Below are 22,382 nucleotides of genomic sequence, written 5' to 3'. Positions count from 1 at the left end.
AGAAAGCGAGCGACCGGAGCGGCGGTCGGCGATCACGGCTGCTTGGACGGCCGCCATTGATTCCAAAGAGCTATAAGTAAGTAGGAAAAGGGCTGCGTTCTGGCATTACTCAACAGCCACTCGCGCTGAAGAGGCGAATCCTGATAAGCAATGCCAACAGCCAGTACCTTCAGACCGCTCAATCAGCGCCCTCGTGAATAAGGCGGGTTGAAGGGTCCCACCGGCCAGTAGGGTTGTTCCTCACCATACTTACGTTTCAGTAGCACGTCGTTAACCTCAGCGGTTCTGGTTGTTCATGGGCATTCCTCGCTTTGCTGTTGTTGTTCTTGGCTGAGGCGTTTGTACTCGGCGCCGCCGGGGGGGAACATTCGACCTTGTAACGAGGCGGCTCGTCCCCGGCAGGTCGGGAGTGTCGACAATCTTTGCGGCGAGCGGTGGAAGTATCGCGAAATGACGGGGAAATGCCGCCAAGGCGCCGGCATATGACGGCATCGTTGTCGACACGCGGAGGCTTGTTTAGGTAGCTTACGTAAACGTAAACTTTGGTCCAATGGGCCCCGATACGGGAGTCGGGGAGCGCCCGAGGGGCTGTACGTGGACGAAACGAGGAGGGCGCATGTGGCCATGGATCGTGACGGCGGCGCTGGCGGCCTGGGTCGCCATGGGCCTCTGGCAGCGCGTCAAGCCGCTGCCGGCGGGCGTCGGCGTGGCCTGGCCGCAGCGCGCGGCCGATGAGGTGCGCTTCCTGGCCGACGAGTCCTGGTTCGATGCGGCGGGGGAGCGTCGCCTCGAGCAGGTCATCTTCGACGAGGTGCTGGCGCTGATCGGTCAGGCCCGGCGCCTGGTGGTGCTGGATATCTTCCTGTTCAACGACTTCGCCGGCGACGCCGACGGCCTGCGGCCGCTCAGTGCCGAGCTGACCGACGCCCTGGTCGAGCGCAAGTGCGATCATCCCGAGCTCCAGGTGGTGGTGATCAGCGATCCGCTCAATACGCTCTACGGCGGCATCGAGCCCGATCACCTGGCGGTGCTGCGCCACGCCGGCATCGAGGTGGTGCTGACCGACCTCGATCGGCTGCGCGCCTCCAACCCCCTGTGGTCGGGCCTCTGGTGCCTGGGGGCGCGCTGGCTCGGCAACAGCGCCCGTGGCGGCTGGCTGCCCAATGCCCTGGGGCCCGGACGGGTCACCCTGCGCAGCTACCTGGCGCTGCTCAACTTCAACGCCAACCATCGCAAGACCCTGGTGGTGGATCGCGGCGAGGGCTGGGCGGGGCTGGTGACCTCCGCCAACCCCCACGACGCCAGCAGCCTCCACGGCAACGTGGCCCTGCGCTTCGCGGGGGCCGCCGCCCTGGACCTGCTGGCCTCCGAGCGCACGGTCGCCGCCTGGTCCGGCGTCCGCCTGCCGGGCCCGGGGCCACGGCCGGCCCCGCCCACCCCCGAGGGTGGAAGGCTACAGGTGCTCACCGAAGGGGCGATCCGCGATGCCCTGCTGGCCGCCATCGGGGCCAGCGGCGAGGGGGATCGCCTCGACCTGGCGGTCTTCTACCTCTCCCACCGCGAGGTGATCGAGGCGCTCAAGCGGGCCAGGCAGCGGGGCGCCGAGGTGCGCGCCCTGCTGGACCTCAATCGCGACGCCTTCGGCCTGGAGAAGGGCGGCATCCCCAACCGGCCGGTGGCCCGCGAGCTCGTCGAGGCGGGCATCGCGGTGCGCTGGTGCGCCACCCGGGGCGAGCAGTGCCACAGCAAGCTGCTGCTGCGCCGACCCGCCCGGGGGGGCGAGGCGGAGCTGATCCTCGGCTCGGCCAACTTCACCCGGCGCAACCTCGACAACCTCAACCTGGAGACCAGCGTCCGGCTGCTGGACGCCCCCGGCTCGCCGGCCCTCGAGCAGGCCGCGGCCTTCTTCGAGCGCCGCTGGCAGAGCTCCCCGGAGCGCACCACCAGCGAGCCCTTCGCGGCACACGATGACGCCACCGTCTGGCAGCGCTGGCGCTACCGGATCATGGAGGCCACCGGGCTCTCTACCTTCTGACGGCTGAAGGCTCTCTACCTTCTGATGGCGTCCCGGCCCTGCGGCGGGGGGCGCCTTGACAGGGCGAGGCTCACCGACCAGCTTGGAAGGGCCGATTCGACAAGGAGAGCGGGCATGGACAAGCTGCTGCTGGCCGTGAAGCTGATCATCACGGCCCTGGTACTGATTCTCTTCGTGCAGAACATCGCCGTGGTGGAGGTGCGCTTCCTGACCTGGAGCCTGTCGCTGCCCCTGGCCCTGCTGCTGGTGGCGATCTACCTGCTGGGCATGATCAGCGGCAAGAGCCTGATGGGTCTGATCCGCCGGCTGCGCCAGGGCGGTTCGGAGTCCTCCCGTCGCTGAGGGCGCCTGCGGGCCTTCTCACCCCCGGCGCTGCCCTATTACTCTACATGGGTGACGGCCTGGCGGCGGGGGTCGATGTGCCACGCCAACCCCTGGCGGGCGTTGTGCTCCAGCTCGGCGATCACCTGGGCGCCCAGCAGCAGGATGATGGCCCCCACCTCCAGGCTCAGCAGCATCACGATCAGGGTGGCCAGGGAGCCGTAGACGGCGTTGACGAAGGAGATGTTGGCGAAGTAGTAGACCAGCAGCAGGCGCACCCCCCCCCACAGCAGGGCGGCCACCAGGCCGCCGATCACCGCCCGGCGCAGGGCGACCTTGACCACCGGCAGCACCTTGTAGATGGCGCTGAAGAGCAGGAAGACCCCGAAGAAGCTGGCCAGGTTGAGCACCGGATCCGAGAGTCCGGCCAGCGGCAGTTCGCGGTCGAAGAGCGCCAGCCATAGCGCGTTGACCGAGCTGAGCAGGCTAACCAGCAGGGTCAGCGCCATCAGCCCCGCCCCCAGCACCACCATGAAGGCATAGGGCAGCAGCACCGAGACCCAGGCGCTGCGGCCGTGATGGTGGGTGTCCGGGGCATGGAAGATGATCGCCAGGGCGTCCTCCAGCATGCGGAAGGCGAAGGAGCTGAACAGCAGCAGGATCGGGAAGCCGAGGATGCCGATCACCTCGCGGGTGTCGAGCAGGGCGCGCACCGCCTCCAGCAGCACCTCGGCGTGGGCCGGGGCCAGGTGCTGGGCCTGGATGCTCAGCACTCCGAGCAGGTGCGCCTCGTCCACCACCCGGGCCAGCAGCACCACCAGCAGCGCAAACAGCGGCACGATGGAGAGCAGGATGTTGTAGCCCACCCCCCCGGCCAGCAGGATGCCGCGGTTGCGCAGGAAGGCGGTGAGCACCCGCCACAGGAAGCGTGCTACCCGGGGCAGCAGGGGGAAGGCGCTGGGTCGCGTTGTGCGGATTCGTGCCATGGGGACTGCCATCCTTGTGCGCTGCAGGCATGATACGCCTCCCCGCTGCCCGCCGGCCAACCGCATGCGCGCGATGATCACCCGGATGCCGATGCCGATGCCGATGCCGCTACCCGCGTGGGGCCTCCACGGGGGGGAATCGCCCCCCTTTCTGTGACGTTATTCCTGTTCAAGGCGCTCCCAGCATGCCCTCGACGAGGGCGTGCAGCGTCTGTTGGAACTGGCCGCCGGGGGAGGGTGGCTCGGGGTCTGAGGTGATTGCCACGGTCAGCCCCCTTCCGGGAATCACATAGAGCGCCTGACCGCCGAAGCCGCGGCCGTAGTAGGCGGCCTCGCCGGCGAGCTCGGTGACGAACCAGCCGTACCCATAGCCGTCTCCGGTCCAGGGCGAGCGGCCCCGCGGCTGCCAGGAGGCCTCGACCCACCCCTCGGGCAGCACCCGGGTGCCATCGATGACGCCGTCCAGGCGGTAGAGCTCGCCGATTCTCACCAGCGCCCGCGGCGAGAGCTGCATGTCGTTGCCGCCGAAGTAGACCCCCTGGGGATCTCGGGGCCAGGCGGGAATGGCGATGTCGAGCGGCTCGCCCAGCAGCCGCCGTGCCAGCGCCAGGGTGCTCTCGCCGCCGGCGCGGGTCAGCGCCGCGGAGAGCAGATGGCTCGAGCCGGTGGAGTAGAGCATGCGCCCGCCCGGCTCGTCGACGAAGGGGCGCGAGAGGGCGTCGCGCACCCAGTCGGGGCTCGCCACCCAGCTGCCGTAGTTGGCGCCGGAGGTGCGCTCGAGGCCGGCCTGCAGCGACAGCAGGTGGCCGACGGTGATCTCCCTCACTCGCGGGTCGGCGCCGGCGGGCACTCGGGAGCCGAGCAGCTCGGCGACCGGGCGGTCGGGGGAGTCGATGATGCCCGCCTGGATGGCGGCGCCGACCAGGGCCGCCAGCACCGTCTTGGAGAGCGACTTGATGTTGGCCGGCTGGTCGACCCCGGGGCCGCCATAGGCGCGCTCGAAGCGGATCTCGCCCTGCTCGGCCACCACCAGGGCGTGCAGCCTCTCCAGGCGCGACGCCTGGGCGTCGAGGCGCTCCAGGCCGGCCTGGCCGAGGGGCGGTGGTGACGCCTCCCCGGCCTGCGCATGGCAAGCCGCGGCGACTGCCAGCATAATGAGTCCCCCCAGCAGGGGACGAAGGGCACTCAGGGGGCGCGGGGTCGGCATCGGGACTCCTCGTTGGCCGGGTGTGGACCTGACCTTCGAGGCGCCAGCGGCCGCTGGGTTCCGCCCTCCATCTTCCATCGCCAGCGAGAGACCATGGCCAAGTTCGAACTGATCGGCACCGCCAGCATTCCCGGCAAGGGCACCGAGCTGCGCCTGCTGCGGCGCAATGATGAATTCTCCATCCGCATCGCCGGCACCGCCGGCGAGCTGATGAACACGCGCCTGCACGGCTCCGAGGATGCCCTCGCCGAGCTCGCCTGCCAGCGCATCGCCGAGCGTCCCGCGGCCCGGGTGCTGGTGGGTGGGCTGGGCATGGGCTTCACCCTGGCCGCGGCGCTGGCCGCCCTGGGGGAGGACGCCGAGGTGGTGGTGGCCGAGCTGGTGCCGGGGGTGGTGGAGTGGAACCGGGGACCGCTCGGCGCCGCCGCCGGCTACCCCCTCGACGATCCGCGCACCCGGGTCAGCGTGGGCGACGTGGGCGAGCTGCTGCGCCGCGAGCCCGGCGGCTTCGACGCCATCATGCTCGACGTGGACAACGGTCCCGAGGGGCTGACCCGGCGCGAGAACGACTGGCTCTACTCGCCCAAGGGGCTCGCCGCCGCCCAGGCGGCGCTGCGCCCCGACGGCGTGCTGGCGGTGTGGTCGGCGGGCCAGGATCCGGCCTTCACCGAGCGCCTGCGCCGGGTCGGCCTGCTGGTCGAGACGGTCACGGTGCGCGCCCATCGCCCCGGCAAGGGGGCCAAGCACTGCATCTGGCTGGCCCATTGAGATGGGCATCTCGAGCGCGCTGATCCGGGGAGCGCTGCTGCTCGCCCTGCTGGGCCTGGTCGGCTGTGCCGGTCGGCTGACTCCGCCGGAGGCCAGCGTGGCGCCGGTGACGGTCTACCTGCTCGACCACGGCCGCCACGCCAGCCTGGTGCTGCCACGCCGGGAGGGCGGCATGGTGCGCTACAGCTACGGCGAGTGGCGCTGGTACGTGGAGGGCGAGCGCCACCTGCTGGCCGGTGCCTCGGCCCTGCTCTGGCCCACCGCCAGCGGCCTGGGGCGCGGCGTGCACGAGACGATCACTACCCGGGGCGAGCTGGCAGGCCTCGCCCCGGAAGGGCTGGTGCGGGTCTATCCGCTGGTGGCCGAAGAGGCCCGGGTGGTGGCCCTCAAGCGCCGTCTGGATGCCCACTTCGAGGCGCCAGGCGTCGCGCCGGTCTACAGCGAGGAGTTCGATCTCGCCTTCGTGCCCTATCCCCGCGCCTACTGGCTGACCCACCAGTCCAACCTGGTCACCGCCCGCTGGCTGCGCAGCCTGGATGTGGAGGTGCGGGGCATCCCCTGGCTCTCCAACTGGCGCCTCGAGGCGCCACCCCACCCCATCGATCAGCAGAAGGATGAAACATGAGTGACACGGACGCCGGTGAGCGGCTCTCCAAGCGGCTGGCCCGCGAGCTGCCCTGTTCGCGCCGCGAGGCCGAGCTCTATATCGCCGGTGGCTGGGTGAGGGTCGATGGCCGCATCGTCGAGGAGCCCCAGTTCAAGGTCGCCGATGAGCGTATCGAGCTCGCCCCCGGCGCCACGCCCCGGGAGATCCCGCCGGCCACCCTGCTGTTCAATGCGCCCGCCGACATCGCTGCCGCCGAGGCCGGGGCCGAAGGCGAGGACCTGGCCAGGCGGCTGATCCGCAAGGCCACCCACTGGGCCGAGGACCCCGCAGGCCAGGCTCCTCTCAAGGCGCACTTTCGCGGCCTGACCACGCTGCTGCCGCTGGCCCCCGGCGAGGAGGGGCTGCTGGTGTTCACCCAGGATCGCGGGGTGGCGCGGCGTCTCGAGGAGGGGCGGACGCGCCTGGAAGAGGAATGGCAGGTGGAGGTGATCGGCAGCCTGGACGAGCGTCAGCTCGCATCGCTGCGGGATGGCACGGCGGTGCCGGGACGACGGCTGGCGCCCGGCAAGGTCAGCTGGCAGAGCGAGACTCGCCTGCGCTTCGCGCTGAAGGGCATGGTGCCCGGCCAGCTTGCGCTGATGTGCCGGGCCGTGGGGCTGACCGTGGTCGCCACCCGCCGGCTGCGCATCGGCGGGGTGTCGCTGGGCCGGGTGCCGGTGGGCGAGTGGCGGTTTCTCAGGGCCGCGGAGCGCTTCTGAGCGTTGAGCCTCCCCCGGCGCCGTCCCTTTCCCCTGTGAGACCCCCTCTGTATGCTGGGCTTCAGTAGGTTGGAATCCTGATCGCCTGAACGCCACCCGGGCAGGATTCGAAGTGCTTGGCCGCTCGGCCCATGCCGGCCGGTCCCGATCCCTAGGTTGACTCAGAGAGGATGCATCCATGTCGGAAACCTCCAAGACATCACCGTTCAAGGACAACCGCGTCAAGGGGCTGGCGGGCGTCGCCGCCGTCGCCGTCATCTGGGCCCTCGTCGCCCAGTCCAACTCCGGCTCTCATCGTGAGGCTCGCGAGGCCCTGGAGGCGGAGCTCGCCGCGCTGGAGTCGCGCAACCAGACGCTGGCCAGTCAGCTCGACGAGCGCGACGAGGCCGGCGAGGAGATCGAGGCGCTGCAGGCGCGCCTGGCCGAACTCCAGGACGAGCGCGATGCCGCCGAGGCCGCCATGGCCGAGGAGCAGGCCGAGGCGCGCGGCGAGCTCGAGCGTCTGAATGCCGAGATCGGCGAGGCCGAGGCGCAGCTCGAGTCGCTCACCGAGCAGCGCGATGGCCTCCAGGAGGAGCTCGAGGCCCTCGAGGCGCAGCAGGCCGAATTGCAGGCCGCGCTCGAGGCGCTGGGCGAGGAGGTCGAGGCCGTCGAACAGGCGCGCGACGACGCCGAGGCCGCCCGCCAGGATGCCGAGGAGTCACGCCAGGAGGCGGAGGCCGCCCGTCAGGAGGCCGAGGAGGAGCGCCAGCAGGCGGTCGACACTCGCGAGCAGGCCGAGGCGGCTCGCGATGAGGCCGATGCCGAGCTCGAATCCCTGCGTGAGCGGGTCGAGGAGGCCGAGGTGCGGCTGGCCGGCATCGAGGCCGAGCTCGAGGAGCGCCAGGCCCATCTCGAGGCCCTCGAGGAGGAGATCGAGGCGCTGGAGATCTGGCGCGACGAGGTCGCCGAGGAGGTCGGCGAGGCCCGCGACGAGCGTGACGCCGCTCGCGCCGAGGTGCAGGAGGCCCGCGCCGAGCGCGACGACCTGATGATCGCCATCGGCATCGGCCGCGACGAGGTGGCCACCATCGAGGCGGAGGCGGAGCGCCGCGAGCAGCAGCTCGAGCGCCTGGAGGCCCAGCTGGCCACCTGGCGCAGCGAGCTGGCCGATCTCGAGGCCAGCGTCACCGCCGAAGAGGCCGACGAGGAGTAGTCATCTCCCGGGATGGCGCCAGCGCGACGGCGGGCTTCGACCCGCCGTTCGCCGTTGGGGGAGCCGGGACGGCGCCGGGCCCTATGGGTATACTGGTCCGACAGCGCGGGGCGGCGACGCAGGCCCCGGCCGATGACAAGCGAGAGGAGCAGTCCGTGATCGAAGGGGTCAAGCATATCGTCGCCGTGGCATCCGGCAAGGGCGGCGTGGGCAAGTCCACCGTCACCGTCAATCTGGCGCTGGCCATGGCGGCCGAAGGCTATCGGGTCGGCATCCTGGATGCCGATATCCACGGGCCCAGCCAGGCCCAGATGCTGGGGGTAGGCGAGGGCGTGCGGCCCCAGGCCGCCGGCGAGAACCGCATGCACCCGCTCGAGGCCCACGGCCTCCAGGCGATGTCCATGGCCTTCATGGTCGACACCCGGGAGCCCATGGTATGGCGCGGGCCCATGGTGGCCGGTGCCTTCCAGCAGCTGCTGACCCAGACCCAGTGGGATGACCTGGACTTCCTGTTCATCGACATGCCACCGGGCACCGGCGACATCCAGCTGACCCTGGCCCAGAAGGTGCCGGTGGACGGCGCGGTGATCGTCACCACCCCCCAGGACATCGCCCTGCTCGACGCCCGCAAGGGGATCGAGATGTTCCGCAAGGTGAAGGTGCCGGTGCTCGGCGTGGTGGAGAACATGAGTCTCCACGTCTGCTCGAACTGCGGCCACGCCGAGCCGATCTTCGGCGAGGGGGGCGGCGAGCGCATCGCCGCAGAGTACGAGACCCGGGTGCTGGGCCGGCTGCCCCTGGCGCTCTCCATTCGCGAGCAGGTCGACGGCGGGCGGCCCACGGTGGTCGCCGAACCCGACGGCGAGGTGACGGCCATCTTCCGCGACATGGCCCGCCAGGTGGCCGCGCAGGTGCAGGCGCAGGCCGATGAGGGGCCCAGCATCTCCTTCAGCGACTGAGCCCGCGGCGTCGAGGTGACGCCCGTGGCCGGGGCCGCTATCATGTGGCCCCGCGGCCTGGCGCCCAGGCCCAAGACTTCACTTCAGCAGGAAATGTCCCGATGAGCATCAAGTCCGACAGGTGGATCCGCCGCATGGCCGCGCAGGAGGGGATGATCGACCCCTTCGAGCCCGACCAGGTTCGCTACGTGAATGACCGTCGGGTGATCTCCTACGGCACCTCCAGCTACGGCTACGACGTGCGCTGTGCCGACGAGTTCAAGGTGTTCACCAACATCCACTCGGCGGTGGTGGACCCCAAGGCCTTCGACGAGAAGAGCTTCGTCGACATCAAGGGCGACGTCTGCGTGATTCCGCCCAACTCCTTCGCCCTGGCGCGCACCGTGGAGTACTTCCGTATCCCGCGCAGCGTGCTGACCATCTGCCTGGGCAAGTCCACCTACGCGCGCTGCGGCATCATCGTCAACGTGACGCCGCTGGAGCCGGAGTGGGAGGGGCATGTGACCCTGGAGTTCTCCAACACCACCAACCTGCCGGCCAAGATCTACGCCAACGAGGGCGTGGCGCAGATGCTCTTCCTGGAGTCCGACGAGGTGTGCGAGACCTCCTACAAGGACCGCGGCGGCAAGTATATGGGGCAGCGGGGGGTCACCCTGCCGCGCACGTAACCGCGGCGCGCCTGCTGCTGGAAACGAGAAGACCCGCCGGCGTCGGACGCCGGCGGGTCTTTCGTTGGGGCCGCATCATGCCACGCTGCTTGCCGCTACTGCTCGTCCAGCTCCTCGGCCGCATCGGCGTGGGAGAGGCGCACGCCCTGTGCCGGCAGCGGGGTGCCGTCCAGGGTGGCGCCGCCGGGGGCGAACTGCAGGCGCCCCTCCAGGAACCACTTCACCGCGATGGGGTAGATCAGGTGCTCGCGGGCGTGCACCTTCTCCTTGAGGCTCGCTTCGGTCTCGCCCTCGGCCACGTCGACGGCCACCTGGATCACCACGGGGCCGCCGTCGAGCTCCTCGGTCACGAAGTGCACGCTGCAGCCGTGCTCGGCCACGCCGTCGGCCAGGGCCCGGGCGTGGGTGTCGTGCCCCTGGTAGGCGGGCAGCAGCGAGGGGTGGATATTGAGCATCCGCCCGAGGAAGCGCTGCACGAAGCGCGGGGTGAGGATGCGCATGAAGCCGGCCAGCACGATCAGGTCCGGCTCGTGGCGCTCGATCACCTTGATCAGGGCGCCATCGTAGGCCTCGCGGCTGTCGTACTCGCGGTGGGGGAGCACCACGGCGTCGATCCCGGCCTCCCGGGCGCGGGTGAGGCCGTAGGCGTCGGGCTCGTTGGAGATCACGGCGACGATCTCGCCGCCCAGGCGGTCATGGGTCTGCTCGTCGATCAGCGCCTGCAGGTTGCTGCCGCTGCCGGAGATCAGCACCACCACCCGGCGCGCACCGACCGGCTCCGAGGCGAAGTCGTTCAGGGTGTCGCTGGCGTAGTCGGTATCGCTCATGCCCGAAGGTTCTCCAGGCGAATCTGTTCCTCGTCGCCGTCCCGGGCGACGATCTCGCCGATGCGATGCACCGTCTCGCCCAGGGCCTGCAGGTGGGCGCGGGCCTGGTCGGCCTTCTCGGCCGGCACCACCACCACCATGCCGATGCCGCAGTTGAGCACCCGGTGCATCTCGTCCTCGGCCACGTTGCCCTGCTGCTGTAGCCAGTCGAAGACCGCCGGGCGGGTCCAGCTGGCCACGTCGACCTTCGCCGCGAGGCCCTCGGGCAGCACCCGGGGCAGGTTCTCGGTGAGGCCGCCGCCGGTGATGTGGGAGAGCGCATGGACCGGTACGCCGCTCTCCTTGATCAGCGACAGCAGCGACTTGACGTAGATGCGGGTGGGCGCCATCAGGGCGTCGCCCAGCGCCGTGCCGTCCAGGTCGGTGTCGAGAGAGGCGCCCGAGACCTCGAGGATCTTGCGGATCAGCGAGTAGCCGTTGGAGTGGGGGCCGGAGGAGGCGATGCCCAGCAGCGCATCGCCCTCGGCGACCTTCTTGCCGTCGAGGATCTCGGACTTCTCCACCACGCCGACGCAGAAGCCGGCCAGGTCATAGTCGCTGCCCTCGTACATGCCGGGCATCTCGGCGGTCTCGCCGCCCACCAGGGCGCAGCCGGCCTGCTCGCAGCCGTCGCCGATGCCGGTCACCACGTCGGCGGCGATGTCCACATCGAGCTTGCCCGTGGCATAGTAGTCGAGGAAGAACAGCGGCTCGGCACCCGCCACCACCAGGTCGTTCACACACATCGCCACCAGGTCGATGCCGATGGTGTCGTGGCGGCCAAGGTCCATGGCCAGGCGCAGCTTGGTGCCCACGCCGTCGGTGCCGGAGACCAGTACCGGCTCGCGGTAGCCGCTCGGCAGCTGGCACAGGGCGCCGAAGCCGCCCAGGCCGCCCATGACCTCGGGGCGGGTGGTACGCTTGGCGACGCCCTTGATGCGGTCGACCAGGGCGTTGCCGGCATCGATGTCGACGCCGGCGTCCTTGTAGCTGAGCGAGGGGCGGGAAGAGGGGGAGTCGGTCATCTCGGGTCCTGTCGGTGGGTCGTCGGCCCGGGCCGGCCGCCGTGGGTGGCGGGCCGCGTGGGCAAGTTCGGGCGCTGGATCAAGAGTGGGTGCCGAATTGTAGCATCAAGACGCCGTGCAGGCAGCCGTGAGGGCATGCCCGCGCGGCAGCACAGGGAGAGCAGGATGCGCAGAGAGTGGTGGGTGCTGGCGGCGGCGGTGGCCCTGGTGTGGCTGATGCTGCGCCTCGAGGCGATGCTGATGCCCTTTATCGCCGGGATGATCCTGGCCTATCTGGTCGACCCCCTGGCCAACCGGCTGGAGCGCTGGGGAGCGTCGCGGCCGCTGGCGGTCAGTGCCGTCTTCCTGGTGCTGCTGGTACTGCTGGCGGTGGGGGTGCTGGTGCTGATTCCCCTGCTGGTCCAGCAGCTGCGCCAGTTCGGCCAGATGATCCCGGGGATCTTCGAGTGGCTGGAGTCGGTGCTGGCGCCCCAGATCCAGGCCTGGACCGGCTTCGACGTGGCCGGTGAGCTGGACAACGTCCAGGCGACCCTGGCCGACCACTGGCAGGATGCCGGCGGCTACCTGGCCCAGTTCCTCGGCCAGGTGGGGCGCTCGGGCATGGCCTTCATCACCTGGGTGACCTATGTGTCGCTGATCCCGGTGGTGACCTTCTACCTGCTGCTCGACTGGAAGCGCCTGATGGCCAGCCTGCGCGACCTGCTGCCGCGGGGCTGGGAGGCCGACACGCTGCGCCTGGTCGGGCGCTGTGACGAGGTGCTTTCGGCCTTCCTGCGCGGCCAGCTGCTGGTGATGCTGAGCCTGGGGGTGATCTACGGGCTGGGGCTGACCCTGATGGGGGTGCGCTTCGGGGTGCTGATCGGCCTGATCTCGGGGCTGGCCAGCATCGTGCCCTTCCTGGGGTTCATCGTCGGCATCAGCATCGCGCTGATCGTCGCCTTCTTCCAGTTCGGCACCTGGCTGGCGCTGCTGGGCGTGGTGGCGGTGTTCAGCATCGGCCAGGCGATCGAGAGTACGGTGCTGCAGCCCAAGCTGCTGGGGGACCGCATCGGCCTGCACCCGGTGGCGGTGATCTTCGCCGTGCTGGCCGGCGGCAACCTGTTCGGCTTCACCGGGGTGCTGCTGGCGCTGCCTGCGGCGGCGGTGATCATGGTACTCTTGCGCGAGCTCAATGAACGCTACAAGAACAGTACCTTGTACGACGCCACGCTCGCTCGACGCGACGATGAGGAGGCGCCATGAGCAGGACCCCGGCGCAGCTGCCGCTGGGCGTCGGCCTGCGTGACGACGCCACCTTCGCCAACTACCATCCCGGGCCCAATGCCAGCCTGGTCGCTCGCCTGGTCCAGCAGCTGGACGAGAGCGGGGAACCCTTCCTCTACCTGTGGGGCGGGGAGGGCGTGGGTCGCAGCCACCTGCTCCAGGCCGCCTGCCATGCCGCCTCGGATCGGGGCCTGCGCGCCCTCTACCTGCCGCTGGCGGAGCTTGGACACTTTCCGCCCTTGATGCTCGAGGAGATCGAGCGCCTCGACCTCGTGGCCATCGACGACCTGGAGCGGGTGCTCGGGCGCAAGCGCTGGGAGGAGGCGCTGTTCCACGCCTTCAATCGCCTGCGTGATGCGGGCAAGCGGCTGCTGGTGGCGGCCGACGCCGCTCCCCGGCAGCTGCCGGTCAAGCTGCCCGATCTCGCCTCGCGGCTCACCTGGGGCGTCACCTTCCACGTTCAGGGGCTCGACGATGCCGGGCGGCTGGCCGCGCTGCAGCTGCGCGCCCGGGGGCGGGGCATGGCGCTGCCGGACGAGGTGGCCCGCTATATCCTGCATCGCGGGCCGCGACGGCTGGGCGAACTCTTCGAGGTGCTGGCCACCCTGGACCGCGCCTCGCTCTCCGCCCAGCGCAAGCTGACCATTCCCTTCGTCAAGCAGGCGCTGGGCTGGTAGGGCAGATGGCCGCGCCGCCTTGGCCGCTCAGCGGCTGAGCTCGACCTCCATCTGCTGGCCACGGCTCAGCTGCACCTGGCGGATCACCACCCGCGCCTCGCCGGTGCGCGGGTCGGGACCGGCGCCGGAGAGGTAGAATGCGCCTGCGGGCAGGCCGGTGAGGCGGAAGCGGCCGCTGCCGTCGGTGCGCGTGCTGTGGGTATACTCCCGCGCTCGCGGGTCGGCGGGCTCCACGGCGATGCCGGCCAGCGCCTTCTCCGCCGCCTCGGCGGAGTAGGTGGTCACCGGCGCGGCGGAGACGCCGGCGCCCGCCACCGGCTGGCCGCCCAGCATCAGTCGACCGCTGATCACGGCGCTGCCCGACTTCTCCAGGGCGGCATACTCGGCGGCGGGGAAGGCCACCTGGCGAGCCACACGCCCGGGAGCGACCTCGCGGACCTCCTCGGCCGGCTCGACCTCGCGGTCGACCACCTCGATGCGCTCGGTGGGCGTCGGGGCGGGGGGCATGATCTCGCAGCCGGCCAGCAGCAGCCCCGGCAGCAGCATCGGTATCCAGCGTTTCATGGTGTCACTCCCTGAGAGGTTCATCGGCGCCCTGTGCCAGCCCAAGAGCATAGCGCAAGCCGCTGCCCAGGCCACGCCGTGCGTGTCGAGCGCCCAGCAAAAAGCCGCCGCCCCGGAGGGCGGCGGCTTTTCTGAAGCGCGGCGGTTGCCGGCCTGGCCGGCAGCGGCGGCTTACTTCTGGGCGGTAGCCTTGGTGGCGGTCGCCTGGGCCTGCTTGACGTTCTCTTCGGTCAGCTTCTGGCTCTGCTGGACGAAGTCCTGCTGCAGGGCCACGACCTTCTCGGCGTCGCCCTTCAGGCGCTCGGCCAGGTCCTTGGCGACCTTCTGCTGGCCTTCCATGTAGCTCTTCAGGCCTTCGGCATCCTTGACGGCCATCAGGGTGCGCAGCTGGGCCAGGCCGGTGTCGGTGTAGGCCTTGGTGGCGTCCAACTGGGCGTGGGCCAGCTTCTCGGCGTAGTCCACGGACAGGGAGGCGTAGGCGCGGGCCGGGCCGAAGAAGAGGGCGTCGAACTGCTGGGTGTCGAACTGCTTGGTGTCGAAGTTGAAGGCGTTCATCATGGTAGAACCTCCTGGTTCATCTGGTGTTGAGGAGCAGGAAGCCTGCCCTGTTGCAATGCACAATAGCAGAGTGGTTTGTGCACTGCAACATCGCCTCGGGGTGAAAACTCTCATGCTCGGATGCGTCGCCACGCGTCGTCTCACGCTTGCGGATCCGAGGTGGCAGCGCCAGGCTGAACCCGATGATCACGCCGCCTGCGAGGAGCGAGCCATGAACGAGACGCGTATCGAGCGAGACAGCATGGGCGAGCTGGAGGTGCCGGCCGATGCCCTCTACGGCGCCCAGACCCAGCGTGCCGTGAACAACTTCCCGGTGTCGGGGCAGCCGATGCCGCCGGCCTTCATCCACGCCATCGCCCGCATCAAGCTGGCCGCCGCCCGGGTCAACGCCGAGCTTGGCCTGCTCGACGCCCCGCGGGCCACGGCGATCGCCGCCGCCGCCGAGGCGGTGATCCGTGGCGAGCATGACGACCAGTTCCCGGTGGATCTCTTCCAGACCGGCTCCGGCACCTCCAGCAACATGAACGTCAACGAGGTGGTCGCCCATCTGGCGAACCGCGAGGGGGTCGAGGTCGGGCCCAACGATCACGTCAACATGGGGCAATCCAGCAACGACGTGATCCCCACGGCGATCCACCTCTCCGCGGCGCTGGAGGTGAGCGGGCGGCTGCGCCCGGCGCTGGTCCACCTGCGTGAGACCATCGAGGCCCGCGCGGTGGAGCTCGACGGGGTGGTGAAGACCGGCCGCACTCACCTGATGGACGCCATGCCGCTGCGCATGAGCCAGGAGCTGGGCGGCTGGGCGAGCCAGGTGGGGCAGGCGGTCGAGCGCCTGGACGACGCCCTGGTGCGGCTCTGCCGCCTGGCCCAGGGCGGCACTGCGGTGGGCACCGGCATCAACGCCCATCCCGAGTTCGCCGCGCGCATGGCCGCGGAGCTGTCGCAGCAGACCGGGCTCGCCTTCGTGCCCAACGACAGCCTCTTCGCGAGCCTGGCCTCCCAGGACGCCGCGGTGGAGCTCTCCGGGCAGCTCAGGGGGCTCGCCTGCGTGGTCATGAAGATCGCCAACGACCTGCGCTGGATGAATTCCGGCCCCCTGGCCGGCCTCGGCGAGATCGAGCTCGAGGCGCTGCAGCCGGGCAGCTCCATCATGCCGGGCAAGGTCAATCCGGTGATCCCGGAGTCGGCGGCCCAGGCGGCCGCCCAGGTCATCGGCCTCGACGCCGCCGTGACCATCGCCGGGCAGAGCGGCAACTTCCAGCTCAACGTGATGCTGCCGCTGGTGGCCCACAACCTGCTGACCTCCATCACCCTGATGAGCAACACCGCCTGGCTGCTCGCCAACCGGGCCATCGCCACCTTCAAGGTGCGCGAGGATCGCCTGCAGGCGCCGCTCTCGCGCAACCCCATCCTCCTGGACGGGCGCTCAACGCCGTGATCGGCTACAACGCCGCCGCGGCGATCGCCAAGCAGGCCTATCAGGCGGGGCGGCCGATCCTCGACGTCGCCGAGGAGCAGACCGAGCTCTCCCGGGAGGAGCTCGAGCGGCTGCTGGACCCGGCGGCGCTGACCCGAGGCGGGATTCCGGAGTAGGGGCGGCGGGCCGGTAGAGAAGCCGGCGATATGCAGGCGTCCGCTGCGCATCGCTTCTCCAGATCGCCTCGAGGCAGTCGGCCAGGGCGGGAGCGGACCGGGTAAGCGATGCGGGTTGGGTAACCCTGGGGGCATAGGCATGGCGATGTTCGGAAACCGACATGCCGAGAACAAGTCTGGTTGCTTCCGAAAGATTGCTCCCTCAGCTTGGTTTTGCCGCCGGGCGATGTCAAACACTAGGCGCTGTCTGAAAAGTCGGCGAGCGAAGGCCAGACAAGGCAAAAATCGGCGAAAAGACGGAGTTTACGCAGTGTAAATGAGTACTTTGAGCCGATTTTTAACGCCGTATGGACGAGCGCAGTCAGTTTTCGGACAGTGCCTAGACCTAACGGTCAATTGACGCCCATGGAGGTGCGCCTCTGGCGCGTCGTCAAGTAGTGGTCGAGCCGCTGACGGTCCCGTTCGCTCAGGCGCATGGCGAGCTTGGTCCGCCGCCACAGGACATCCTCGAGGCCGACTGCCCACTCCCGGTCGACCAGATAGTCGACCTCCCGGGCGGTGAGGCCGGCGCCGAACGCTTGGCCGAGATCGGCCTCGGCCCGGGCGCTGGCGAGAAACTCGAGGCAGAGAGAGCCATAGGTGCGCGCGAACCGGCGCGCCCGCGCCTCGCCCAGCCAGGGAAACTCCGCGAGCAGCCGTGCCGTGAAATCGACCTGGCTGCCGATGTCGCCGCCGGGGAGGGGAGTCTTCTCGGTCCAGGCGGGCCCCATCGTCGGCAGGTGCGGGGCCAACTGCGCCAGGGCGGCCTCGGCGAGCCGGCGGTAGGTCGTCAGCTTGCCGCCGAAGACGCTGAGCAGCGGTACCCCGCTGGTGTCCAGATGGAGGGTGTAGTCGCGGGTCATGGCGGAGGGGGCGGTCGACTCGTCATCGCACAGCGGCCGGACGCCGGAGAAGGTGCGCAGCACGTCCTTGCGGGCGAGCGGTCGCCGGAAGTGGGCGTTGACGACCCCCAGCAGGTAGTCGATCTCCTCGTCGGTGGCGGTGACCCGGGCCGGATCGCCGTCGTAGCGGCGATCGGTGGTCCCCACCAGGCTGAAGTCCTCCTCCCAGGGGAGCACGAAGACGATGCGCCCGTCCTGGTTCTGCAAGATGTAGGCGCGCTCGTCCTCGTTGAGGCGGGGCACCACCAGGTGGCTGCCCTGGATCATGCGGATGCCATAGCGCGGCTCGCGCGCGAGCCCCTGGCGTATCACTTGCTCCACCCAGGGGCCGGCGGCGTTGACCAGCGCCCGGGCGCGGCGCAGGAAGCGCTCGCCGCTGGCGGCATCCTCCAACTCCAGCTCCCAGAGCCCCTCCACCTCGCGGGCAGCGATACAGCGGGTGCGGACCAGCACCTCGGCGCCCTGCTCCCGGGCCTGCAGGGCGTTGAGCACCACCAGGCGGGCATCGTCCACCCAGCAGTCGGAGTATTCGAAGCCACGGGTGATGCTCGGTGCGAGCGGGCCCTGGGCGGTGAAGCGCACGCCGCGGGAGGCGGGCAGCGCTCGGCGTTTGCCCAGATGATCATAGAGGAAGAGGCCGGCGCGAATCATCCAGGCCGGCCGCAGATGGGAGCGGTGGGGGAGCAGGAAGCGCATTGGCCAGATGATATGGGGCGCCTTGGCCATCAGCACCTCGCGCTCGCGCAGCGCCTCGCTCACCAGTCGAAACTCGCGGTGTTCCAGGTAGCGCAGGCCGCCATGGATGAGCTTGCTGCTGGCGGAGGAGGTGGCGCTGGCGAGGTCGCCCTGTTCGCAGAGGCCGACGCGCAGCCCGCGGCCGGCCGCGTCGTTGGCAATGCCGGTGCCGTTGATTCCGCCGCCGATCACCATGAGGTCCAGGGGTGCCATGGGGGTCATTGTCTCCTCCGATCCATCGCTCGGCGGGGTGGGGGCCGCCAGCGCTTCCACCAGTATTTTTCATAGGTGAAAGTACTGTACTCGGAAAAGAACATCAATGGGCGAAATCGAACTCTGCAGGGTTCGCTTTCGACAGGTTGGGCGGCGGGACTCAGTCGGCGATATGCAGGGCCACGTCGTGGCTCTCCATCAGCTGGCAGATCGACTGGGGGGGGCGCAGGTCGGTGAAGAGGGCGTGGATCTGGGTGATATTGCCCTGGCGCACCGAGGGGTTGCGGCGGAACTTGGAGTGGTCGGCGGCGAGATAGACCTGGCGCGAATTCTGGATGATGGCCTGGGCCACGCGCACCTCCTGGTAGTCGAACTCCAGCAGTGAGCCGTCCTCGTCGATGCCGCTGATACCGATGATGCCGTAGTCCACCTTGAACTGGTTGATGAAATCGATGGTGGCCTCGCCGATGATGCCCCCGTCCCGGGAGCGCACCTGGCCGCCGGCGATGATCACGTTGAAGTCCTCCTTGTGCTGGAGGATGGCCGCCACGTTGAGGTTGTTGGTGATCACCTCCAGCTCGCGGTGGTGCTCCAGCAGCGCCTCGGCGATCACCTCGTTGCTGGTGCCGATATTGATGAACAGCGATGAGCTGTCGGGGATCCGGCTGGCCAGCAGCGCGGCAATGCGGCGCTTGGCCTCGAGGTTGAGGGTCTTGCGAGTGGCGTAGGCGGTGTTGACGGTGCTCGATTCGAGCCCCGCGCCGCCGTGGACCCGGCGGAGCCGCCCTTCCTCAGCCAGGGCGTTGAGGTCGCGGCGAATGGTCTGGGGGGTGACGCTGAAGTGATCGGTCAGTTGCTCGATGCTGGCATAGCCCTGCTGGCGGACCAGGTCGACGATGGCATCCTGACGAAGTTGCTGATTCATGGGGGCTCCCTATTGTCACGCCATTGTATGTGATCATCTTGTTGTGCTGCAGTCGCTTCCAACACTACCTGACGCACACTCAGTGACCATAATCGAACATACAATGAGGGATAAGGGGAGCCTCCATGGCAAATTCCCTGCCTTTCGCTGCCCCTGAGGCTCTCCAGAGGGCGTGGTGGTGGTCTGGATCGAGCGTCCCTCCACCACTTCAGCGATTCGGAGCGGGCCGGATTGTCCGCCGCGGCCACGGGGCTAAGTGCTTCAGGCGTCTGATCGTGTGGATCGGCGAAGTACTCATCATAGCGTGCCTGGGCTTGGTCACCGAAAAGCATTTCACAGGCTTCCCGAAGGCCGGGAGAGTGGCGAATCTGATCGTTGTTGACCACCAGGGAGATCTTGGCGCGACGTCGCAGGAAGTCCTCGAGCCGGGTGATCATTTCACGGCGCTTGGCCTGGTGCAGCTCGCAGCGGATGTATTCGGTGCCCTCGATCAGTAGTTCGCCCTGGCGCGGGTCTTCCCGAATCTCCTCGAGCATGTCCAGAGCATGGGTCCCGTAGCGCCGCCACAGCCGCGTCGTCAGCGGCTCTGACGCCTCCGGTGAGGTCATGGCGTCGAGATCCATCAGGCGCGCCTGATGCAAGAATTCCTGCCTGACTGTCTCGGGGGGCTCGCCGTACCAGCGATAGTCAGGATAGGGCACCGCCACCCCAAAGCGCTTCACCTCGGCGACGATCTCCTCGCCCACGTTCAGGCAGTCGGTCAGCTTGCCGCCAAAGATGCTGATGTGCGCGTCGGCAGCGTTGGTGTCGATAACATGCTTGCGCGAGAGCTGCAGAAAGTCACGGCCGCTGCCGGCGCTGGCCTTGACCGCTAGCGGGCGGACGCCGCAGCGCGAGGCGATGATGACATCGCGGTCGAGGGGTTTGGCCAGCTTGAGGCGCTTGTTGATGTTGTCCAGTACGAAGGCGACATCTTCGTCTGTCACATGCACGTCGGGGCTCTCCATGCGGGTATCGGTCGTGCCGATACAGGTGCGCTCGCCCATGGGGATGACGAAGAAGAGGCGGCCATCATCGGCGAAGAAGGCCAGTACGCGCTGGCTGCTGGTGAGCTTCGGTACAATCAGATGAATGCCCTTGGAGTAGACGTGCTGATGCTGGGTCTGCTGCCTGGTCATGGCGTTATGCTCGTCTACCCAGGGGCCGGCGGCGTTGACGATAACCTGGGCGCGAATCTCGAAGGTGTCGCCGTCAATGACGTTGCGCGCGCGTGTGACCCAGGTGCCGTCCTGGCGTTGCGCGCCGAGCGACTCCACATAGTTGGCGGCAGCCGCACCGTAGTCCAGCGCCGTCCGCACGAAGTTGAAGGTGAAGCGGGCATCGTTGTCGTGCAGGTAGGCGTCCGAGTACTCGAAGCCGCCCGCGGCCTCGCTGGTGTCGATGATCGACTCGCGCTCTCTGAGGGCGGAGGGGGACAAGAATTTTGGCAGCCGGGTGGCGGCGTTGCCAATCAGCCAGTAGAGCCAGGTGCCCGCCCACAAGAAGCGGGGATGGTGACGAAACCCCCGCGTCACAGTGGTTAGGAAGCGTATCTCCTGCACCGTTGAGGGGTAGCTTCTCATCAGGTGGTTGCGGCTCTTGCACAGCTTGCGAACCAGTGAAAAGTCGTAGCTCTCCATGTACTTGATGCCGCCCCATACCAGGTTGGAGGAGTGCATGCTGGTGCTGCCGGCGAAATCGCCGCGATCGATCAGCGCCACTTTGACGCCTTTTCCGGCCAGGGCGGCTGCCGCGGAGGCGCCGTTGATCCCGCCCCCGATGATCAACACGTCGAAGGTCTCGCTGGCCAGCTTGTCGAGATTGCTGTTGCGCAGTTGCATTGTAGGGTCCTGTCGAAACAAGGTGTTGGCCATGAGGCCTCGTCCCTATCGGGAAGTGGGCCAGGCCACCGGGTGCGTTGGCCACGGTGGTCTGGTTCGATGTCGCGAACGGGGTTACTCCATGTCTTCCTTCTCCCAGTGCATGGTCCGTCGCACGGCTTTCTTCCACCCCTTGTAGCGGCGCTCACGCTGCTCTTCGTCCATCTGCGGCTCGAAGGTGCAATCCAGCTCGGCTTTTTCCTTCAGCTCGTCCTGGGTCCACAGGCCCACGGCGATACCCGCCAGGTAGGCAGCCCCCAGGGCGGTGGACTCGGTGACCCGCGGACGCTCCACGTTGACTCCCAGCATGTCGGACTGGAACTGCATCATGACGTTGTTTACCACGGCCCCGCCGTCCACCCGCAGAGACTTCAGGGTGATTCCGGAGTCTGCCTGCATAGCGTCGATGACATCGCGAGTCTGGTAGCCCAGGGAGTCCAGGGTGGCGCGAGTGATGTGCTCCTTGCGCGTGCCCCGGGTGATGCCGAAGATCGCCCCGCGCGCGTACATGTCCCAGTAGGGGGCGCCCAGGCCGGCACCACGTAGACCCCGCCGGCGTCCTCCACCTTGCTGGCGTAGTACTCCGAGTCTTCGGCCGAGTCGATCAGCTTGAGCTCATCGCGCAGCCACTGCACGGCCGCCCCGGCGATGAAGATGGCGCCTTCCAGGGCATACTCCACCTTGCCTTCCAGCCCCCATGCGATGGTGGTGAGCAGGCCGGACTTGGAGGGCACGGGGGTCTCGCCGGTGTTCATCAGTAGAAAGCAGCCGGTACCGTAGGTGTTCTTGGCCATGCCCTTCTCGAAGCAGGCCTGGCCGAAGAGCGCTGCCTGCTGGTCACCCGCGATGCCGGCGATGGGGATCCGCGCGCCGCCGAACATTTCGGCACCGGTGGTGCCATAGATCTCGCTGGAGGGGCGCACCTCCGGCAGCATGGCGGCCGGGATACCCAGCTCTTCGAGCATGCGTGAGTCCCACTCCAGGGTGCGGATGTTGTAGAGCAGGGTGCGCGAGGCGTTGCTGTAGTCCGTGACGTGCCGCTCGCCCCGGGTCAGGTTCCAGACCAGCCAGGTATCCATGGTGCCGAACAGCAGATCGCCGCGCTCCGCCCGCTCCCTGGCCCCCTCGACGTTGTCGAGAATCCAGCGGATCTTGGTGCCCGAGAAGTAGGCGTCTGCCACCAGCCCGGTGGTCTCACGAATGTAATCCTCCAGCCCGCGTGCCTTGAGGTCGTCGCACAGCGTCGCGGTGCGACGGTCCTGCCAGACGATGGCGTTGTGAATCGGCTTGCCGGTATGGCGGTCCCACACCACCGTGGTCTCGCGCTGGTTGGTAATGCCGATGGCCGCCACTTCGGAGGGCTTAATGCCTTGGGTCTCCAGCACCTCGCGGGCCACCCCCATCTGGCTGCCCCAGATCTCCATGGCGTCGTGCTCGACCCAGCCGGGGGTGGGGTAGTACTGGTTGAACTCCTTCTGCGCGATGCCAACGATCTGCGCGTTACGATCAAACAGAATAGCGCGGCAGCTGGTGGTGCCCTGGTCAAACGACAGGATGTACTGCTGTTCCATGATGGTTGCTCCACAGGTTGGGCCGTTG

19 protein-coding genes and 2 pseudogenes are annotated in these 22,382 nt (G+C 68.6%); 11 read left to right on the top strand and 10 right to left on the bottom strand.

Annotated features, from left to right (window positions below):
- The first annotated feature begins 616 nt into the window (after positions 1-616).
- Together B6N23_RS04115 and B6N23_RS04110 are read left to right on the top strand one after the other, a co-directional pair.
- Positions 617-2,035, top strand: coding sequence for a phospholipase D-like domain-containing protein (locus tag B6N23_RS04115; protein ID WP_305502134.1), 1,419 nt, complete (start codon positions 617-619; stop codon positions 2,033-2,035).
- A gap of 114 nt (positions 2,036-2,149) precedes the next feature.
- Positions 2,150-2,377 (top strand): lipopolysaccharide assembly protein LapA domain-containing protein, encoded by a 228-nt coding sequence (locus tag B6N23_RS04110; protein ID WP_305502132.1) that lies wholly within the window; start codon positions 2,150-2,152, stop codon positions 2,375-2,377.
- Positions 2,378-2,415: 38 nt separating this feature from the next.
- Here the strand turns inward: B6N23_RS04110 and B6N23_RS04105 are convergent, their stop codons facing one another.
- A complete protein-coding gene (locus B6N23_RS04105) occupies positions 2,416-3,342 on the bottom strand; it encodes a YihY/virulence factor BrkB family protein (protein ID WP_305502130.1) in 927 nt (308 codons plus the stop codon).
- A gap of 169 nt (positions 3,343-3,511) precedes the next feature.
- Positions 3,512-4,495: a serine hydrolase domain-containing protein gene (locus tag B6N23_RS04100; protein WP_305502128.1), complete on the bottom strand. Its 984-nt coding sequence runs from the start codon at positions 4,493-4,495 to the stop codon at positions 3,512-3,514.
- Positions 4,496-4,642: 147 nt separating this feature from the next.
- Here B6N23_RS04100 and B6N23_RS04095 point away from each other — a divergent pair, with 147 nt between their 5' ends.
- The 6 genes from B6N23_RS04095 (at position 4,643) to dcd (ending at position 9,504) form a co-directional block, all read left to right on the top strand.
- Complete coding sequence (locus tag B6N23_RS04095) at positions 4,643-5,317, top strand: polyamine aminopropyltransferase (protein ID WP_110068073.1); 675 nt, start codon at positions 4,643-4,645, stop codon at positions 5,315-5,317.
- A gap of 1 nt (position 5,318) precedes the next feature.
- A complete protein-coding gene (locus B6N23_RS04090; RefSeq protein ID WP_110068072.1) occupies positions 5,319-5,942 on the top strand; it encodes a hypothetical protein in 624 nt (207 codons plus the stop codon).
- The gene (locus B6N23_RS04085; protein ID WP_305502124.1) at positions 5,939-6,682 is read left to right on the top strand and encodes an RNA pseudouridine synthase; all 744 of its coding nucleotides are present in this window, start codon (positions 5,939-5,941) and stop codon (positions 6,680-6,682) included. The genes B6N23_RS04090 and B6N23_RS04085 overlap by 4 nt, the downstream gene beginning before the upstream one ends.
- Positions 6,683-6,860: 178 nt before the next feature.
- Positions 6,861-7,877, top strand: coding sequence for a coiled-coil domain-containing protein (locus B6N23_RS04080; protein WP_305502122.1), 1,017 nt, complete (start codon positions 6,861-6,863; stop codon positions 7,875-7,877).
- Positions 7,878-8,032: 155 nt separating this feature from the next.
- On the top strand, positions 8,033-8,836 hold the full coding sequence (gene apbC / locus B6N23_RS04075) for an iron-sulfur cluster carrier protein ApbC (RefSeq protein WP_283241859.1): 804 nt from the start codon (positions 8,033-8,035) through the stop codon (positions 8,834-8,836).
- A gap of 101 nt (positions 8,837-8,937) precedes the next feature.
- On the top strand, positions 8,938-9,504 hold the full coding sequence (gene dcd / locus B6N23_RS04070; RefSeq protein ID WP_110068068.1) for a dCTP deaminase: 567 nt from the start codon (positions 8,938-8,940) through the stop codon (positions 9,502-9,504).
- 95 nt (positions 9,505-9,599) lie between these two features.
- Here dcd and purN read toward each other — a convergent pair whose 3' ends face one another.
- A complete protein-coding gene (gene purN / locus B6N23_RS04065) occupies positions 9,600-10,331 on the bottom strand; it encodes a phosphoribosylglycinamide formyltransferase (protein ID WP_305502120.1) in 732 nt (243 codons plus the stop codon).
- Positions 10,328-11,395, bottom strand: a complete 1,068-nt coding sequence (purM, locus tag B6N23_RS04060; protein ID WP_305502118.1) for a phosphoribosylformylglycinamidine cyclo-ligase — start codon at positions 11,393-11,395, stop codon at positions 10,328-10,330. The genes purN and purM overlap by 4 nt, the downstream gene beginning before the upstream one ends.
- 165 nt (positions 11,396-11,560) lie before the next feature.
- Here purM and B6N23_RS04055 point away from each other — a divergent pair, with 165 nt between their 5' ends.
- Positions 11,561-12,637, top strand: a complete 1,077-nt coding sequence (locus tag B6N23_RS04055; RefSeq protein ID WP_305502111.1) for an AI-2E family transporter — start codon at positions 11,561-11,563, stop codon at positions 12,635-12,637.
- A complete protein-coding gene (hda, locus tag B6N23_RS04050; protein ID WP_119020875.1) occupies positions 12,634-13,335 on the top strand; it encodes a DnaA regulatory inactivator Hda in 702 nt (233 codons plus the stop codon). The genes B6N23_RS04055 and hda overlap by 4 nt, the downstream gene beginning before the upstream one ends.
- A gap of 27 nt (positions 13,336-13,362) precedes the next feature.
- Here hda and B6N23_RS04045 read toward each other — a convergent pair whose 3' ends face one another.
- Positions 13,363-13,899, bottom strand: a complete 537-nt coding sequence (locus B6N23_RS04045; RefSeq protein WP_305502109.1) for a carboxypeptidase-like regulatory domain-containing protein — start codon at positions 13,897-13,899, stop codon at positions 13,363-13,365.
- 171 nt (positions 13,900-14,070) lie between these two features.
- Entirely contained in the window at positions 14,071-14,454 is a 384-nt protein-coding gene (locus tag B6N23_RS04040; protein WP_110068358.1) for a phasin family protein, read from the bottom strand.
- A gap of 214 nt (positions 14,455-14,668) precedes the next feature.
- Between B6N23_RS04040 and B6N23_RS04035 the strand changes: the two are divergent.
- Positions 14,669-16,050, top strand: a pseudogene (locus B6N23_RS04035) (class II fumarate hydratase).
- A gap of 392 nt (positions 16,051-16,442) precedes the next feature.
- Here B6N23_RS04035 and glpD read toward each other — a convergent pair.
- The 4 genes and pseudogenes from glpD to glpK form a co-directional block, all read right to left on the bottom strand.
- A complete protein-coding gene (gene glpD / locus B6N23_RS04030) occupies positions 16,443-17,939 on the bottom strand; it encodes a glycerol-3-phosphate dehydrogenase (protein ID WP_305502107.1) in 1,497 nt (498 codons plus the stop codon).
- A 160-nt stretch (positions 17,940-18,099) separates the two neighbouring features.
- On the bottom strand, positions 18,100-18,864 hold the full coding sequence (locus B6N23_RS04025) for a DeoR/GlpR family transcriptional regulator (protein ID WP_305502105.1): 765 nt from the start codon (positions 18,862-18,864) through the stop codon (positions 18,100-18,102).
- A complete protein-coding gene (locus B6N23_RS04020; protein WP_305502103.1) occupies positions 18,861-20,744 on the bottom strand; it encodes a glycerol-3-phosphate dehydrogenase/oxidase in 1,884 nt (627 codons plus the stop codon). The genes B6N23_RS04025 and B6N23_RS04020 overlap by 4 nt, the downstream gene beginning before the upstream one ends.
- A 114-nt stretch (positions 20,745-20,858) precedes the next feature.
- Positions 20,859-22,354: pseudogene (gene glpK / locus B6N23_RS04015) on the bottom strand (glycerol kinase GlpK).
- Positions 22,355-22,382 lie beyond the last annotated feature (28 nt).

Origin of the sequence: Halomonas alkalicola (genome assembly GCF_030704205.1) — a bacterium.
Lineage (GTDB): Bacteria > Pseudomonadota > Gammaproteobacteria > Pseudomonadales > Halomonadaceae > Halomonas > Halomonas alkalicola.
This window is presented reverse-complemented; position numbering and strand designations above follow the sequence as displayed.